This window comes from Streptomyces sp. NPDC046805 (assembly GCF_040645355.1).
GTDB lineage: Bacteria > Actinomycetota > Actinomycetes > Streptomycetales > Streptomycetaceae > Streptomyces.
Genome location: NZ_JBEYYC010000016.1, coordinates 111,323 through 127,004, shown reverse-complemented (window position 1 = coordinate 127,004; position 15,682 = coordinate 111,323). Strand labels below are relative to the sequence as shown.

The 15,682-nt window shown below is 72.6% G+C and carries 13 protein-coding genes; 12 read left to right on the top strand and 1 reads right to left on the bottom strand.

Translation table 11 applies throughout. The features are described 5' to 3' along the window. Positions 1 to 66 precede the first annotated feature (66 nt). Positions 67 to 1,482, top strand: a complete 1,416-nt coding sequence (locus tag ABZ910_RS19265) for an NAD-dependent malic enzyme (protein WP_361366175.1) — start codon at positions 67 to 69, stop codon at positions 1,480 to 1,482. Positions 1,483 to 1,863: 381 nt separating this feature from the next. After that, positions 1,864 to 2,145, top strand: a complete 282-nt coding sequence (locus ABZ910_RS19260; RefSeq protein WP_067001509.1) for an HU family DNA-binding protein — start codon at positions 1,864 to 1,866, stop codon at positions 2,143 to 2,145. A gap of 146 nt (positions 2,146 to 2,291) precedes the next feature. Here the strand turns inward: ABZ910_RS19260 and murA are convergent, their stop codons facing one another. Then, positions 2,292 to 3,632, bottom strand: a complete 1,341-nt coding sequence (murA, locus tag ABZ910_RS19255) for a UDP-N-acetylglucosamine 1-carboxyvinyltransferase (protein WP_361366172.1) — start codon at positions 3,630 to 3,632, stop codon at positions 2,292 to 2,294. A 252-nt stretch (positions 3,633 to 3,884) separates the two neighbouring features. Between murA and ABZ910_RS19250 the strand changes: the two genes are divergently transcribed. From ABZ910_RS19250 to ABZ910_RS19205, 10 genes are all read left to right on the top strand, one after another. After that, positions 3,885 to 4,457, top strand: coding sequence for a YqgE/AlgH family protein (locus tag ABZ910_RS19250; RefSeq protein WP_361366169.1), 573 nt, complete (start codon positions 3,885 to 3,887; stop codon positions 4,455 to 4,457). A 29-nt stretch (positions 4,458 to 4,486) separates the two neighbouring features. After that, positions 4,487 to 4,768, top strand: coding sequence for a DUF3039 domain-containing protein (locus ABZ910_RS19245; protein WP_361366166.1), 282 nt, complete (start codon positions 4,487 to 4,489; stop codon positions 4,766 to 4,768). Between the two features lie 496 nt (positions 4,769 to 5,264). Then, positions 5,265 to 6,158: an FAD binding domain-containing protein gene (locus tag ABZ910_RS19240; RefSeq protein ID WP_361366163.1), complete on the top strand. Its 894-nt coding sequence runs from the start codon at positions 5,265 to 5,267 to the stop codon at positions 6,156 to 6,158. Then, positions 6,155 to 7,942 carry a 2Fe-2S iron-sulfur cluster-binding protein gene (locus ABZ910_RS19235; protein ID WP_361366160.1) on the top strand — a complete coding sequence of 596 codons (1,788 nt, stop codon included), beginning with the start codon at positions 6,155 to 6,157 and terminating at the stop codon, positions 7,940 to 7,942. Before ABZ910_RS19240 ends, ABZ910_RS19235 begins: the two co-directional genes overlap by 4 nt. Then, positions 7,939 to 10,251 carry a molybdopterin cofactor-binding domain-containing protein gene (locus tag ABZ910_RS19230; protein WP_361366157.1) on the top strand — a complete coding sequence of 771 codons (2,313 nt, stop codon included), beginning with the start codon at positions 7,939 to 7,941 and terminating at the stop codon, positions 10,249 to 10,251. The genes ABZ910_RS19235 and ABZ910_RS19230 overlap by 4 nt, the downstream gene beginning before the upstream one ends. Next, on the top strand, positions 10,248 to 10,376 hold the full coding sequence (locus ABZ910_RS19225; RefSeq protein ID WP_361366154.1) for a hypothetical protein: 129 nt from the start codon (positions 10,248 to 10,250) through the stop codon (positions 10,374 to 10,376). The genes ABZ910_RS19230 and ABZ910_RS19225 overlap by 4 nt, the downstream gene beginning before the upstream one ends. Positions 10,377 to 10,509: 133 nt before the next feature. After that, positions 10,510 to 11,526, top strand: a complete 1,017-nt coding sequence (locus ABZ910_RS19220; RefSeq protein WP_361366151.1) for an SUKH-4 family immunity protein — start codon at positions 10,510 to 10,512, stop codon at positions 11,524 to 11,526. Continuing rightward, the gene (locus ABZ910_RS19215) at positions 11,523 to 11,933 is read left to right on the top strand and encodes a DUF4186 domain-containing protein (RefSeq protein ID WP_361366148.1); all 411 of its coding nucleotides are present in this window, start codon (positions 11,523 to 11,525) and stop codon (positions 11,931 to 11,933) included. Before ABZ910_RS19220 ends, ABZ910_RS19215 begins: the two co-directional genes overlap by 4 nt. A gap of 151 nt (positions 11,934 to 12,084) precedes the next feature. Next, positions 12,085 to 13,566: an MFS transporter gene (locus ABZ910_RS19210; protein WP_361366145.1), complete on the top strand. Its 1,482-nt coding sequence runs from the start codon at positions 12,085 to 12,087 to the stop codon at positions 13,564 to 13,566. 157 nt (positions 13,567 to 13,723) lie between these two features. Further along, positions 13,724 to 15,517, top strand: a complete 1,794-nt coding sequence (locus ABZ910_RS19205; RefSeq protein WP_361366143.1) for a DEAD/DEAH box helicase — start codon at positions 13,724 to 13,726, stop codon at positions 15,515 to 15,517. The last annotated feature ends 165 nt before the right edge of the window (positions 15,518 to 15,682 follow it).

Here is a 15,682-nt window from a genome sequence, read left to right as displayed (position 1 = left end):
CTCGGGGGTAGGTGCGACGATCGGACGGCACAACTTCGCGACACCGCACAGCAGAGGAAGTCGGCCATGGCAACGGCGCCCAGCGTCTCCTACTCGATGACGATCCGGCTGGAGGTGCCCGCGAGCGGAACGGCCGTCTCGCAGCTCACCACCGCCGTGGAGTCCTCCGGAGGCTCGGTGACCGGCCTCGACGTCACCGCGTCCGGCCATGAGAAGCTCCGCATCGACGTCACCATCGCCGCCACCTCGACCGCGCACGCCGACGAGATCGTGGAGGAGCTCCGCGGTATCGACGGCATCACGCTCGGCAAGGTCTCGGACCGTACGTTCCTCATGCACCTCGGCGGCAAGATCGAGATGCAGTCCAAGCACCCCATCCGCAACCGCGACGACCTGTCCATGGTCTACACGCCGGGTGTGGCCCGCGTCTGCATGGCGATCGCCGAGAACCCCGAGGACGCCCGCCGCCTCACCATCAAGCGCAACTCCGTCGCGGTCGTGACGGACGGCTCCGCCGTGCTCGGCCTCGGCAACATCGGCCCCAAGGCCGCCCTGCCCGTCATGGAGGGCAAGGCGGCCCTCTTCAAGCGGTTCGCCGGCATCGACGCCTGGCCGATCTGCCTCGACACCCAGGACAGCGACGCGATCGTCGAGATCGTCAAGGCCATCGCGCCCGGGTTCGCCGGCATCAACCTGGAGGACATCTCCGCCCCCCGCTGCTTCGAGATCGAGGCGCGGCTGCGTGAGGCCCTCGACATCCCCGTCTTCCACGACGACCAGCACGGCACCGCGATCGTCGTGCTCGCCGCCCTGACCAACGCGCTGCGCGTCACCGGCAAGACGATGGAGAGCATCCGCGTCGTCATGTCCGGCGCCGGCGCCGCCGGTACGGCCATCCTCAAGCTGCTGCTCGCCGCCGGCGTCAAGAACGCCGTCGTCGCCGACATCCAGGGCGTCGTGCACTCCGGCCGCGGGGACCTGGTGGACGCGCCGGCCGACTCGCCGCTGCGCTGGATCGCCGACAACACCAACCCCGAGGGCCTGACCGGCACGCTGAAGGAGGCCGTGCACGGCGCCGACGTCTTCATCGGCGTCTCGGCCCCGAACGTCCTCGACGGCGACGACGTGGCCGCGATGGCCGAGGGTGCGATCGTGTTCGCGCTCGCGAACCCGGACCCCGAGGTGGACCCCGCAATCGCCCGTCAGACGGCGGCAGTTGTGGCCACCGGCCGCTCCGACTTCCCGAACCAGATCAACAACGTGCTGGTCTTCCCGGGCGTCTTCCGCGGCCTGCTCGACGCGCAGTCCCGCACCGTCAACACGGACATGATGCTCGCCGCCGCGCAGGCCCTGGCCGACGTGGTGAGCGAGGACGAGATCAACCCGAACTACATCATTCCGAGCGTCTTCAACGACAAGGTCGCGGGCGCCGTCGCCGGCGCCGTCCGCGAGGCGGCGAAGGTGGCCGGCGAGGGTCTGTGACGGCCCGTACGGGCCGGGGCCGCGGGGCCCCGGAGCCCCGGAGCCCAGGCCTCACGGGCCCGGGGGCTGTGAGGATCGCCACGCGGCCCCGGCCTCCGGCGCGTCGCGAGGCCGCTCCGCTCGGATCGCCTTTAGGGTGTCGGCGAGGCTTGAGCCCTCTTTTCGTGTGACTCCCAAGGGTGTTCTCACGACTCCTGCGGGTGCCGGATTGGCTTTCCCGCCGCAGGTAGGGGCAGGATGCGTCCCTGGGCGCGAGGGTCTGACCCAGGACCCGGTCCGGGGACTGTCCGAGGACCCTGGCAGCATCGGCTTCGCCGTGCCCGACATGCGGCTCCGCCGCGTGGCACGCCTCCATGGCAAGAAGAACACGGGAGTAACAAAATGAACCGCAGTGAGCTGGTGGCCGCGCTGGCCGACCGCGCCGAGGTGACCCGCAAGGACGCCGATGCCGTGCTGGCCGCGTTCGCCGAGGTCGTCGGCGACATCGTCTCCAAGGGCGACGAGAAGGTCACCATCCCCGGCTTCCTGACCTTCGAGCGCACCCACCGTGCCGCTCGCACCGCGCGCAACCCGCAGACCGGTGAGCCCATCAACATCCCGGCCGGCTACAGCGTGAAGGTCTCCGCGGGCAGCAAGCTCAAGGAAGCCGCGAAGGGCAAGTGATCTCGCCGCGCGTGCATCCCGGGACGATGCACGCGGCGCAGTGACGCCGAAGGGGCGGCCACCCGGTCCGGGTGGCCGCCCCTTTTTGTACGTCCGTCGGCGTCAGCCTCGTATGCCTGTCGGCGTCAGCCTCGTACGACCGTGGCTCAGCCGAGGGCCTTGCCCGGCAGCTCGACCTTCGCGCCGAGCTCGACGAGCTTCTCCATGAAGTTCTCGTAACCGCGGTTGATCAGGTCGATGCCGTGGACCCGGGACGTGCCCTGGGCCGCCAGGGCCGCGATGAGGTACGAGAAGCCGCCCCGGAGGTCCGGGATGACCAGGTCGGCGCCCTGGAGCTTCGTGGGGCCGGACACGACCGCGGAGTGCAGGAAGTTGCGCTGGCCGAAGCGGCAGTCGGAGCTGCCCAGGCACTCGCGGTAGAGCTGGATGTGGGCGCCCATCTGGTTCAGGGCGGAGGTGAAGCCCAGCCGGGACTCGTAGACCGTCTCGTGGATGATCGACAGGCCCGTGGCCTGCGTCAGGGCGACCACCAGCGGCTGCTGCCAGTCGGTCTGGAAGCCGGGGTGCACGTCCGTCTCCAGCGCGATGGACTTCAGCTGGCCGCCGGGGTGCCAGAAGCGGATGCCCTCGTCGTCGATCTCGAAGGCGCCGCCGACCTTCCGGAAGGTGTTCAGGAACGTCATCATCGAGCGCTGCTGGGCGCCGCGGACGTAGATGTTGCCCTCGGTCGCCAGCGCCGCCGACGCCCAGGACGCGGCCTCCAGGCGGTCCGAGAGGGCGCGGTGGGTGTAGCCGCCGAGCTTGTCCACACCGGTGATGCGGATCGTGCGGTCGGTGTCCATCGCGATGATCGCGCCCATCTTCTGCAGCACGCAGATGAGGTCCTCGATCTCCGGCTCGACGGCCGCGTTGGACAGCTCCGTGACGCCCTCGGCCAGGACGGCCGTCAGCAGCACCTGCTCGGTCGCGCCGACGGACGGGTAGGGCAGCCGGATCTTCGTGCCGCGCAGGCCCTTGGGGGCCTCCAGGTACTGGCCGTCGGCGCGCTTCTCGATGGTCGCGCCGAACTGCCGCAGCACCTCGAAGTGGAAGTCGATCGGACGGCCGCCGATGTCGCAGCCGCCGAGGCCCGGGATGAAGGCGTGCCCGAGGCGGTGCAGCAGGGGGCCGCAGAAGAGGATCGGGATGCGCGAGGAACCCGCGTGGGCGTCGATGTCGGCGACGTTCGCGCTCTCCACGTGCGACGGGTCCATCACCAGCTCGCCGGGCTCCTCACCCGGACGTACGGTCACCCCGTGCAGCTGCAGCAGACCGCGTACGACCCGCACGTCACGGATGTCCGGAACGTTGCGCAGTCGACTCGGCGCACTGCCCAGCAGGGCGGCGACCATGGCCTTCGGTACGAGGTTCTTCGCACCGCGGACACGGATCTCGCCCTCCAGCGGGGTTCCGCCGTGGACAAGCAGGACATCGTCGTTGACGGTCATGAATCTCGCGTTCCGTGGAGTGGGGCAGGGGCCGGGGGACAGGGTAATCGCCGTTGACCCCTCCGCCGTAAGCCCGAGCCGGGCACAGCTACGTCATGACCGTGTCACAACACGAAACGTCCCCTGTCGGGCACAAAGGGTCACCGTGACACAACGCACGCGCAGGGGTGCGCCGACGGGCCATGGCGGGCGTTAACCCCGGTAAGGGACTTGGCTCCCCATGCGGAGCGAAGATGCGGGATCATGTCTGGCATGACCGAGGTGTCCTCGCTCACAGGGCGGCTGCTCGTGGCAACGCCCGCCCTGGCGGACCCGAACTTCGACCGTGCGGTGGTGCTCCTTCTCGACCACGACGAGGAGGGTTCCCTCGGTGTCGTCCTCAACCGTCCGACCCCGGTCGACGTGGGCGACATCCTCGAGGGCTGGGCCGACCTCACGGGCGAGCCCGGCGTCGTCTTCCAGGGCGGTCCGGTGTCGCTGGACTCGGCCCTCGGTGTCGCGGTCATCCCCGGCGGGGCGTCCGGCGACCGCGCGCCGCTCGGCTGGCGGCGGGTGCACGGCGCGATCGGCCTCGTCGACCTGGAGGCCCCGCCCGAGCTGCTCGCCTCGGCCCTCGGCTCCCTGCGGATCTTCGCCGGGTACGCCGGCTGGGGCCCGGGTCAGCTGGAGGACGAGCTGGTGGAGGGTGCCTGGTACGTCGTCGAGTCCGAGCCCGGCGACGTCTCCTCCCCGTCCCCGGAGAAGCTCTGGCGCGACGTGCTGCGCCGGCAGCGCAGCGAGCTGGCGATGGTGGCCACCTATCCGGACGACCCTTCTCTCAACTGATGCGTGTGACCTTCAGTACCCTTGGCGGCATGAGCACTCTCGAGCCCGAGCGCGGGACTGGTACCGGGACCCTCGTAGAGCCGACGCCACAGGTGTCCCACGGCGACGGTGACCACGAGCGCTTCGCCCACTACGTCCAGAAGGACAAGATCATGGCGAGCGCCCTCGACGGCACGCCCGTCGTGGCGCTGTGCGGCAAGGTGTGGGTGCCGGGCCGCGACCCGAAGAAGTACCCCGTGTGCCCCATGTGCAAGGAGATCTACGAGTCCATGGGCAGCAGCGGCGGCGACGACAAGGGCGACGGAAAGTAACCGGCCCTCTTCCGGCCGGACCTTCCCGCAGGACCGTTCCGGCTGTTCCGGCCGTTTCCGGCCGGGACGCACGAGACCCCCGGGTGCGCTTCGGCGTGCTGCAGGGGGTCTTCGTCGTAGAGCCGGGATGTCGTACGGCGTCGTTGTGTGGCGTTGTTGTGCAGAGTGCTGTGACCAGGGGGTTCGCCAAGTCCTGCGGTGAGGGCGGGAATTCGCCGTCCGAGCCGCCGACGGCCCTGCTTCGGGCGGGCCGTTCTGTCCCGAACACGCAGTGAAAAAAGACCGCAAGGGTCACCGAAGAGTGTCATTCGGTGCGCACGGGTGATGGGGTGCGAAAGGGGACCATCTCCCCGATGAGGTGGGCGAATACCTCCTAGCGGACCCCCGCGTTCGGACGTCGCGAAGATGTGCCAGAGTTGCCACGTCCGCCCTGTCAGCACGTACCGTACGGCAACACAGGCGGGACCAGGTGGGGCAGCGGGAAGGGGCAGCCGGTTTGACCACGCACGCACCGCAGGCGGCGCAGACCGTGACGCTGCCCACGACACTGGACGAGGCCGTGGCGGCACTCACCGCCATGCCCGCGGCCGTCCCCGTGGCGGGCGGCACCGACCTCATGGCCGCCGTGAACTCCGGTCAGCTCAGGCCCGCCGCCCTGGTCGGCCTCGGACGGATCAGTGAGATCCGCGGCTGGCAGTACCAGGACGGTCACGCACTCCTCGGCGCCGGGCTCACGCACGCGCGCATGGGGCGCCCCGACTTCGCCGCCCTGATCCCGGCGCTCGCCGCCGCCGCGCGGGCCGCGGGACCGCCGCACATCCGCAACGCGGGCACCCTGGGCGGCAACATCGCCTCCGCCGCGCCCAACGGGGACCTGCTGCCGGTGCTGGCCGCCCTGGAGGCGATGCTGATCGTCGCGGGGCCCGGGGGAGCCCGCCGGGAAGTCCCGGTGTCGCACCTGCTGGCCGGCGTGGAGATGCTGAACGGCGGCGAACTCATCGGCTACGTGCGCGTGCCGCTGCTGCACGCCCCGCAGGTCTTCCTGAAGGCGACCGGCCGTACCGGGCCGGGCCGTTCGCTCGCCTCGGTGGCGCTGGTCCTCGACCCGGCCCGGCGCGGAGTGCGGTGCGCCGTCGGCGCCATAGCGCCGATGCCGCTGCGGCCGCTGGACGCCGAGCAGTGGGTCGCCCAGCTCATCGACTGGGACAACGAGCGGCTGATCGCCCCCGAGGCCCTGAGCGCCTTCGGGGAGTACGTCGCCGCGGCCTGCATCCCCGACCCGGCGCCGGAGCCCGACGGCTCCGTCCCGCAACTTCCGCCCGCCGTACTGCATCTGCGGCGCACTGTCGCCGCACTGGCCCGACGAGCACTGGGGAGGGCGCTGTCGTGACCGACGACCAGCACGGAGAGGGCACGCCCCAGGGCGGTGGCCGCTGGGATCCGCTGCCCCAGGGCGACTACGACGACGGCGCCACCGCGTTCGTGGAGCTTCCCGAGGGGGGCATCGACGCGCTCCTGGCCGCCCACAGCCCGCTCGCCGCGCCCGGCCACGGCTATGTGCCGCCGCAGATAGCGGCGGCCCCCGGGGCCGAGCCGGCCGCGCCGGGCGCCTGGACGACACCGGCCGACGGCGCCCAGTGGCCCGACTCGAACACCGTGCCCCAGGAGACGGGCGGCGCGGGCGACCGGTTCACGTACACGCCCGCGGCCACCCAGCACTGGACCTACGAGGAGCCCGCGCCACCGGCACCGGCCCCGGCTCCCGGTCACGACGTGACCGGGCACTGGTCCATCCCCGTCGCCGGGGGCGATCTGCCGGACGAATCCGGCGAGTTCACCACGTCCTCCCTGGTCGAGCAGTGGGGCAGCACCCCTCCGGCGACCCTCCCCGGCGGCGCCCCCGCGCCCTGGGCGACGGAGGCCGCGGGGGAGCCCTGGGGGCAGCCGTCGGCCGACGGGCACCCGGGTCCGCCGGACGCGCAGGTCCCGGGCTACGGGACCGTGGACGCGCCGGGGCACGCCCACGAGGGGTACGGGCCCACCGAGGCGTACGGCGCCGCAGCCCAGGACGACCCAGCCCATCAGCCGTTGCCCGAGGCCGTTCCCGCCTCCCACGAGGACGCCCAGGCTGTCCACGAGGACGCGCACGCGGTCCACGAGGACGTGTACGCCGTACACGAAGACACGCACGCCGCCCACGAGGGCGGTCACGACTCCCACGAGTTCGAAGAGGCCGCGGAACCGGCCGACGGCGCCGATCCCGCAGAGTCGGCCGAGCTGCCCGAGGCGGCTGAGGCGTCAGGGCCCGAGGAGGCTCCTGAAAGGGGCGCCGAGTCCCCGACGCAGCCCGAGACGGCCGCCGATGCCGAGGGCGGTCCGGAGACCGCGGAGGGCGACGCGACGGCCGACGAGCCGGGTGCGCTGCCCGAGCCGGAGTCCGCGCCGCTGCACGACGACCACCCGCTGGCCTCGTACGTCCTGACCGTCAACGGCGCCGACCGGCCCGTCACCGACGCCTGGATCGGCGAGTCCCTGCTGTACGTGTTGCGTGAGCGCCTCGGCCTCGCCGGTGCCAAGGACGGCTGCTCGCAGGGCGAGTGCGGGGCGTGCAACATCCAGGTCGACGGACGGCTCGTCGCCTCCTGCCTGGTGCCCGCGGTCACCACGGCCGGCAGCGAGGTCCGTACGGTCGAGGGGCTCGCCGCCGACGGACGGCCCTCGGACGTGCAGCGGGCGCTCGCCAAGTGCGGTGCGGTGCAGTGCGGTTTCTGCGTGCCCGGCATGGCGATGACCGTGCACGACCTGCTGGAGGGCAACCCCGCGCCGACCGATCTGGAGGCGCGCCAGGCCCTGTGCGGCAACCTGTGCCGCTGCAGCGGCTACCGGGGCGTCCTGGACGCCGTCCAGGAGGCCGTCGCGGAACGCGAGGCGCAGGCCGCGGCCGAGGCGGAGGCCGCCGCCGGGACCGAGGCGGACGCGGACGAGGCGCGCATCCCGCGCCAGGCGGGTCCCGGCGCGGGCGGCGTCAACCCGGCGGCGTTCGAGTCCCCGGAGTCCCTCGGGGCGCCCACGCCGCACGACCAGCCCTACGACGAGACCTTCCCCCAGCCGTACGACGACACCTACGGCGAGACGTACGACCAGTCCTACGGCCAGGACGGAGGCCACGCGTGAGCAACGAAGCCGCCACCGCGACCACCGCCGCGGAGGCCGCGCCCGTCCCGGAGTCGCCGCCGCACGGCCTCGGCGCCTCCCTGCCGGCGTCCGACGCCCGCGCCAAGACCGAGGGCACATTCCCGTACGCGGCGGACCTGTGGGCCGAGGGCCTGCTGTGGGCGGCCGTACTGCGCTCCCCGCACCCGCACGCGCGCATCGTGTCCATCGACACCTCCCACGCGCGCGACATGCCCGGCGTCCACGCGGTCGTCACGCACGAGGACGTGCCCGGGACCCCGCGCTACGGCCGCGGCACGCCCGACCGCCCGGTGTTCGCCTCCGAGGTCGTACGCCACCACGGCGAGCCCATCGCGGCCGTCGCCGCCGACCACCCCGACACCGCACGGATCGCCGCCGCGGCCATCATGGTCGAGTACGAGGTGCTCGACCCGGTGACCGACCCGGAGCACGCCTTCGAGGCCGAACCACTGCATCCCGACGGCAACCTGATCCGGCACATCCCGCTGCGCCACGGAGACCCGGACGCGGCCGGCGACATCGTCGTGGAGGGCCTCTATCGCATCGGCCGCCAGGACCCTGCCCCCATAGGGGCCGAGGCGGGCCTCGCCGTGCCCCGGCCCGACGGCGGCGTCGAGCTCTACCTGGCCTCCACCGACCCGCACACCGACCGTAACGCGGCCGCCGCCTGCTTCGGGCTCTCCACCGACCAGGTGAAGATCGTCGTGACCGGCGTCCCGGGCGCCACCGCCGACCGCGAGGACCAGGGCTTCCAGCTCCCGCTCGGCCTGCTCGCCCTCAAGACCGGCTGCCCGGTGAAGCTGGCGGCGTCCCGCGAGGAGTCCTTCCTCGGCCACGTCCACCGCCACCCGACCCTGCTGCGCTACCGCCATCACGCCGACGCCGAGGGCAACCTGGTGAAGGTCGAGGCGCAGATCCTGCTGGATGCGGGCGCGTACGCCGACACGTCCGCCGACGCCCTGGCCGCCGCCGTCTCCTTCGCCTGCGGACCGTACGTCGTCCCCAACGCCTTCATCGAGGGCTGGGCCGTACGCACCAACAACCCGCCCTCCGGCCATGTGCGCGGCGAGGGCGCCATGCAGGTCTGCGCCGCCTACGAGGCGCAGATGGACAAGCTCGCGAAGCGGCTCGGCGTGGACCCGGCCGAGCTGCGCCTGCGCAACGTGCTCGCCACCGGCGACGTGCTCCCGATCGGCCAGACGGTGACCTGCCCGGCCCCGGTGGCCGAACTCCTGCAGGCCGTGCGGGACTTCCCGCTCCCCGAACTCCCCACGGAGATGCCCGAGGAGGGCTGGCTGCTGCTGCCCGGCGGCCCCGAGGGGGCGGGCGAACCGGGCGCGGTGCGCCGGGGCGTGGGCTACGGCCTGGGCATGGTGCACATGCTGGGCGCGGAGGGCGCCGACGAGGTGTCCACCGCGACCGTGAAGGTCCACGACGGCGTGGCGACCGTGCTCTGCGCGGCAGTCGAGACCGGCCAGGGCTTCGGCACGCTCGCCCGGCAGATCGTCCAGGAGACCCTCGGCATCGACGAGGTCCACGTGGCCCCGGTCGACACCGACCAGCCCCCGGCCGGCGCGGGCTGCCGCGGCCGCCACACCTGGGTGTCGGGCGGCGCCGTGGAACGCGCGGCCAAGATGGTCCGCACCCAGCTTCTCCAGCCGCTGGCGCACAAGTTCGGCATGTCGACCGAGCTGCTCCAGATCACCGACGGCAAGATCACGTCGTACGACGGCGTGCTGTCCACGACCGTCACCGAGGCCATGGACGGCAAGGAGCTGTGGGCCACCGCCCAGTGCCGCCCGCACCCCACCGAGCCGCTGAACGCCGAGGGCCAGGGCGACGCCTTCGTGGGCCTCGCCTTCTGCGCGATCCGTGCGGTGGTGGACGTCGACATCGAGCTCGGCTCGGTGCGGGTCGTGGAACTGGCCGTCGCCCAGGACGTGGGCCGCATCCTCAACCCGGCCCAGCTCAACGCCCGTATCGAGGGGGGCGTCACCCAGGGCGTCGGCATCGCCCTCACCGAGAACCTCCGCACCCCGCGCGGCCTCGTCCGCCACCCCGACCTCACGGGCTACGCGCTCCCGACCACCCTGGACGCGCCGGACATCCGGATCGTCAAGCTGGTCGAGGAGCGGGACGTGGTCGCGCCCTTCGGCGCCAAGTCCGTCAGCGCGGTCCCGGTCGTGACGTCGCCCGCCGCCATCGCCTCGGCGGTGCGTGCCGCGACCGGCCGCCCGGTGAACCGCCTCCCGATCCGCCCCCAGGCCGCGGTGGTGACGGACCGGTGACCGCGGACACTCCCGAGGGGCCGCGCTACGAACCGCCGCCCGCCGTCGGTAAGTTGCTGCTCTGGATCCTGCTGTTCGTCGTGGCGGCGCTCGCGGTCGTGCTGGGTGGCGTGTACTTCACTTGAGCCCCCTGACGCACGAGGCCGTGGAACGGACCGGTGCCGCGCGACGTCTTCCCGGGCGCGCGGCGTTGTCAGTGGTGCGGCGTAGTGTGCGGGGCAGTGGGGCACGACGTACGACTCGAATCGCGGGGGAGCGATGAGGACGACCGAGGGCGAGCTGGACTGGTATGTCACGCACCTGCCCGAACTGTCTGAACTGTCCGGCAGTAGTGACCTGTTGAGGCTCGCGCCGTGGCGCGTCGAGAGCCTGTGCACGCCCGCGGACGTCACCGACGGCCACGCCCGCCTGGCGGAGGAGCTGCGGGACCGGCTGGTGTTGGGGACATTGCTGGGCCCGGCACCCCTGGAGACGCTGCTGCGGTTCGCCGCGGTCACCGAGGAACTGGCGGGCCTGCGCGGTCGCTTGGCCTCCCTCGCGGGCCGCCGCGGCACGAAGGCGGTGACCGAGACGTCCCGGCGGCTCCTCGCGCTCCTCGACGAGGGCACGGAGGGCGAGGCCCCGCCGTACGGGAAGGCGGCCGCGCTGTTCCGTCCGCTCGCCCTGACCGGGGGCGCCGACTCCGGACTCGCTCTGTGCCTGCCCGCCCGCCTGCTCGGCCGGGTGGCCCGGTTCGAGGAGGTCGACTTCCCCGCCACGCTCACCCACGAGCCGACCCGCCGCTTCCTGCGGGACACGGGCCTGCCCGAGGATGCGTTCCTGCTCCGCCTGGACGCGGAGGACTCGGACGTGCCGCTGCCGACCCTGGCGGAGTACTACGCGGACACGGACGAGGACGCGGACGCGGCCGAGCGGGCGGGCGCGTACCCGCCGGACCTGCTCCCCTCCCGCGCCGACCGCCTGATACGCCTCGGCCGGCTCGCCGAGGGCAGCAGTCTGGTGGTCGACGGGGCGACGGGCGCGGTCCTGTACTGGAGCGAGCCCGAAGCGACCCTGCACCCGCTGAACACGGACGTCTCCACCCTGGCCTGCGCCCTGTGGCTGCGGCAGCACGAGCGGACGACCGACGCCTGCGACCGGCTGGCCGCGGCCCTGCTCCAGGCCCTGCCGGCCGCCGACCCGGCCGCCACCGCGACCGACGCCGACTGGCACTACTGGACGGAGCTCCTCCAGAACGTTCACGGGGCGATCGCCCTATGCTCGAAGAGAGCATGACGTCCTCGCCCGACCCCTCGCCCTCCGAGACGCCCGGTCCCTCGCTTCGCTCGCTGGACCAGCGGCTCGACACCATCGCGCGCCACCCGTTCCGCGCGAAGTTCCATCTGCGCGGCCGCGACCGGGCCATCGCCGAGGAACGCGGGCCCGCCACCATGCGCTGGCACGCCTACGACCTCATCGCCAAGCGCCTCGCACCGGCCGAGCCGTACAAGGACGGCAAGCAGACCCCCTACCGCGGCCACCCGGTCTTCGTCGCCCAGCACGCGACGGCGACGTGCTGCCGCACCTGCCTCCAGCGCTGGCACCAGATCCCCAAGGGGCGCCAACTGACCCGCGAGGAGCACCTCTACGTGGTGGCGGTGATCTTCCGCTGGATCGAGCGCGAGATGACCGACGCGAGATGACCGAAACGAGATGACCGGGGACGCACCCCCGGACCGCCGGGGCTGACGGCCGAGGGCCGCCGGGGGCCTCGGGGTCGTACGACCAAAGGCCCGGCCCGCAGCCGACTCCCGACAGGCGTCAAAGTCGGTCGTGCACCTTACGCTGGCGGCCATGGCCGCTCTGAGACCGCGCGACACCGGAGTCGCGGACGAATCCGCCGGCACACCCGGTGCCGGTACCGACGCCGAAGCCCATGACCACGCCATGCCCCCTGCCGAGGCCGGTGTGCTCGGGCGGCCCCATCGGGCGCTGAGCATCGGCATGGTGTCCGTCATGCTGCTGATCGCCTTCGAGGCGACCGCGGTGGGTACGGCGATGCCCGTCGCCGCGCGGGAGCTGCACGGGGTGTCGCTGTACGCCTTCGCGTTCTCGGGGTTCTTCACGACCAGCCTGTTCGGCATGGTGCTCTCCGGGCAATGGTCGGACCGGCGGGGGCCGCTGGCGCCGCTGACCACCGGCATCGCGGCCTTCGCGGCCGGGCTGGTGGTAGCCGGGGCCGCCGGCACGATGTGGGTGTTCATCGCCGGGCGGGCCGTGCAGGGGTTCGGCGGCGGGCTGTTGATCGTCGCGATGTACGTCGTCGTGGGGCGCGCGTATCCGGAGCGGCTGCGCCCGGCGATCATGGCGGCGTTCGCCGCGGCGTGGGTCGTCCCGTCCATCGTCGGGCCGCTCGCCGCCGGGGCCGTGACCGAGCATCTCGGCTGGCGGTGGGTCTTCCTCGGCATTCCGGTGCTGGTGGTGCTCCCGCTGGCGCTCGCGCTCCCGCAGATACGGCGGCGGGCGTCGGGGGCGGTCGAGGAGGGCCCGGAGGCCTCCTTCGACCGGCGGCGGATCCGGCTCGCCCTCGGGATCTCCCTCGGCGCCGGGCTCCTCCAGTACGCCGCCCAGGACCTGCGCTGGATCTCCCTGCTCCCCGGCCTCGCCGGGACGGCCCTGCTCGTGCCGGCCGTGCGGGGACTGCTGCCGCGCGGCACCTACCGGGCCGCGCGCGGGCTGCCGTCCGTCGTGCTGCTGCGCGGGCTGGCCGCGGGGTCCTTCATCGCCGCCGAGTCCTTCGTACCGCTGATGCTGGTGACGCAGCGGGGGCTGACGCCGACGGCGGCCGGGTTCTCGCTGGCGGCCGGCGGGGTGACCTGGGCGGTGGGCTCGTGGGTGCAGTCGCGGCAGTGGGCGGAGCCGTACCGGGAGCGGCTGATGACGCTCGGGATGCTGCTGGTCACCGCCGCCATCGCCACCGCGCCCGGCGTGCTCGCGCCCGGCGTGCCCGTGTGGATCGTCGCCGTCGCCTGGGGCTTCGGCTGCTTCGGCATGGGGCTGACGATCTCCTCCAGCAGCGTGCTGCTGCTCCGGCTCTCCGCCCCGGAGGAGGCCGGCAGCAACTCCGCCGCGCTGCAGATCTCCGACGCCCTGTCCAACATCGTCCTGCTCGGGGCGGCCGGGGCGGCCTTCGCGGCCCTGGGCGGGGGAACGGTGACCAGCGTGACCGCCTCGGCGAACAGCTCCCATCCGGCCGCCTTCGCCGTGGTGTTCCTGCCGATGGCGGGGGTGGCGCTGGTGGGGGCGTGGGTGAGCAGGCGCGTGCGGATCGCCTGACGGCCGGGAACCGCTGTGCGAGATCGCCGCACGCGGCGATGTGAGGTGAGTCCCATCACCGGGTGACCCGGCCTCGTTCGCGCATTGACATATCCGGGCCGCCGGTAGGGTGGCCCGGTTGTCATACGTAGCCGAGCCGACCCCCACCACGGAGACCGTGACTACCACCGCCGCTTCCTCCTCCCACCACCTTTCCCCCGCCTTCCCGGGCCGTGCGCCCTGGGGCACCGCCAGCAGACTGCGTGCCTGGCAGCAGGGAGCGATGGACAAGTACATCCAGGAGCAGCCGCGTGACTTCCTCGCCGTGGCCACGCCGGGCGCCGGCAAGACGACCTTCGCCCTGACACTCGCCTCCTGGCTGCTGCACCACCACGTCGTGCAGCAGGTGACCGTGGTCGCGCCGACCGAGCACCTGAAGAAGCAGTGGGCGGAGGCGGCCGCGCGCATCGGCATCAAGCTGGACCCCGAGTACAGCGCCGGGCCCCTCGGCAAGGACTACCAGGGCGTCGCGGTCACCTACGCCGGTGTCGGCGTGCGGCCCATGCTGCACCGCAACCGGGTCGAGCAGCGCAAGACCCTCGTCATCCTCGACGAGATCCACCACGCCGGTGACTCCAAGTCGTGGGGCGAGGCGTGCCTGGAGGCCTTCGAACCGGCCACACGGCGGCTCGCGCTCACCGGTACGCCGTTTCGGTCCGACACCAACCCGATCCCCTTCGTGACGTACGAGGAGGGGCAGGACGGCATCCGGCGCTCCGCCGCCGACTACACGTACGGGTACGGCTCCGCCCTGTCGGACGGGGTCGTCCGGCCGGTCATCTTCCTCTCCTACAGCGGCAACATGCGCTGGCGCACGAAGGCCGGCGACGAGATCGAGGCCCGGCTCGGCGAGCCCATGACCAAGGACGCCGTCAGCCAGGCCTGGCGCACCGCGCTCGACCCGCGCGGCGAGTGGATGCCGAGCGTGCTGCGCGCCGCCGACCAGCGGCTGACCGAGGTCCGCAAGGCGATCCCGGACGCGGGCGCCCTCGTCATCGCCACCGACCAGGACTCCGCCCGCGCCTACGCCAAGCTGATCCGCGAGATCACCGGCAGCAAGGCGACGCTCGTGCTCTCCGACGACGTCGGGGCCTCGAAGAGGATCGACGACTTCAGCGCGAGCGACGACCGCTGGATGGTCGCGGTCCGCATGGTGTCCGAGGGCGTCGACGTCCCCCGTCTCGCGGTCGGCGTGTACGCCACCACCATCTCGACGCCCCTGTTCTTCGCCCAGGCCGTCGGTCGTTTCGTGCGTTCCCGGCGCCGCGGCGAGACCGCCTCCGTGTTCCTGCCGACCGTCCCGGACCTGCTCACCTTCGCCAACGAGATGGAGGTCGAGCGCGACCACGCCCTCGACAAGCCCCAGAAGAACGGCGAGGAGGACCCGTACGCCGAGTCCGAGAAGGAGATGGAGGAGGCGAACAAGGAGCAGGACGAGGACACCGGCGAGCAGGAGCAGTTCTCCTTCGAGGCGCTGGAGTCCGAGGCCGTCTTCGACCGGGTGCTGTACGACGGTGCCGAGTTCGGCATGCAGGCCCACCCGGGCAGCGAGGAGGAGCAGGACTACCTCGGCATCCCGGGGCTGCTGGAGCCGGACCAGGTCCAGCTCCTGCTCCAGAAGCGGCAGGCCCGGCAGATCGCGCACAGCCGCAAGAGGCCGGACACCGAGGCCGACCTCCTCGAAGTGCCCGCCGAGCGGCGGCCGGTGGTCTCCCACAAGGAGATGATGGAGCTGCGCAAGAAGCTCAACACGATGGTGAGCGCGTACGTGCACCAGAGCGGCAAGCCGCACGGCGTGATCCACACCGAGCTGCGGCGCGTGTGCGGCGGCCCGGCGAGCGCCGAGGCGACGGCCGGCCAGCTGAAGCAGCGGATCGCCAAGATGCAGGAGTGGGCCACCCGCATGAGGTGACCCCCGGTGTCCCGCTCGGGCGGCCCGGTGCCGGGCCTGGCGTGCCGGGTCCGGGCGGGGGCTGGGCGCGGGGCCGAAAGGGCGTCGGCGCCCGCGGTCGCGCGTGTGCGCTGTGCGTGAGGGTTGTGTGCGCGGGCGCACGCGCGCTGTACGTATCCGGACGAA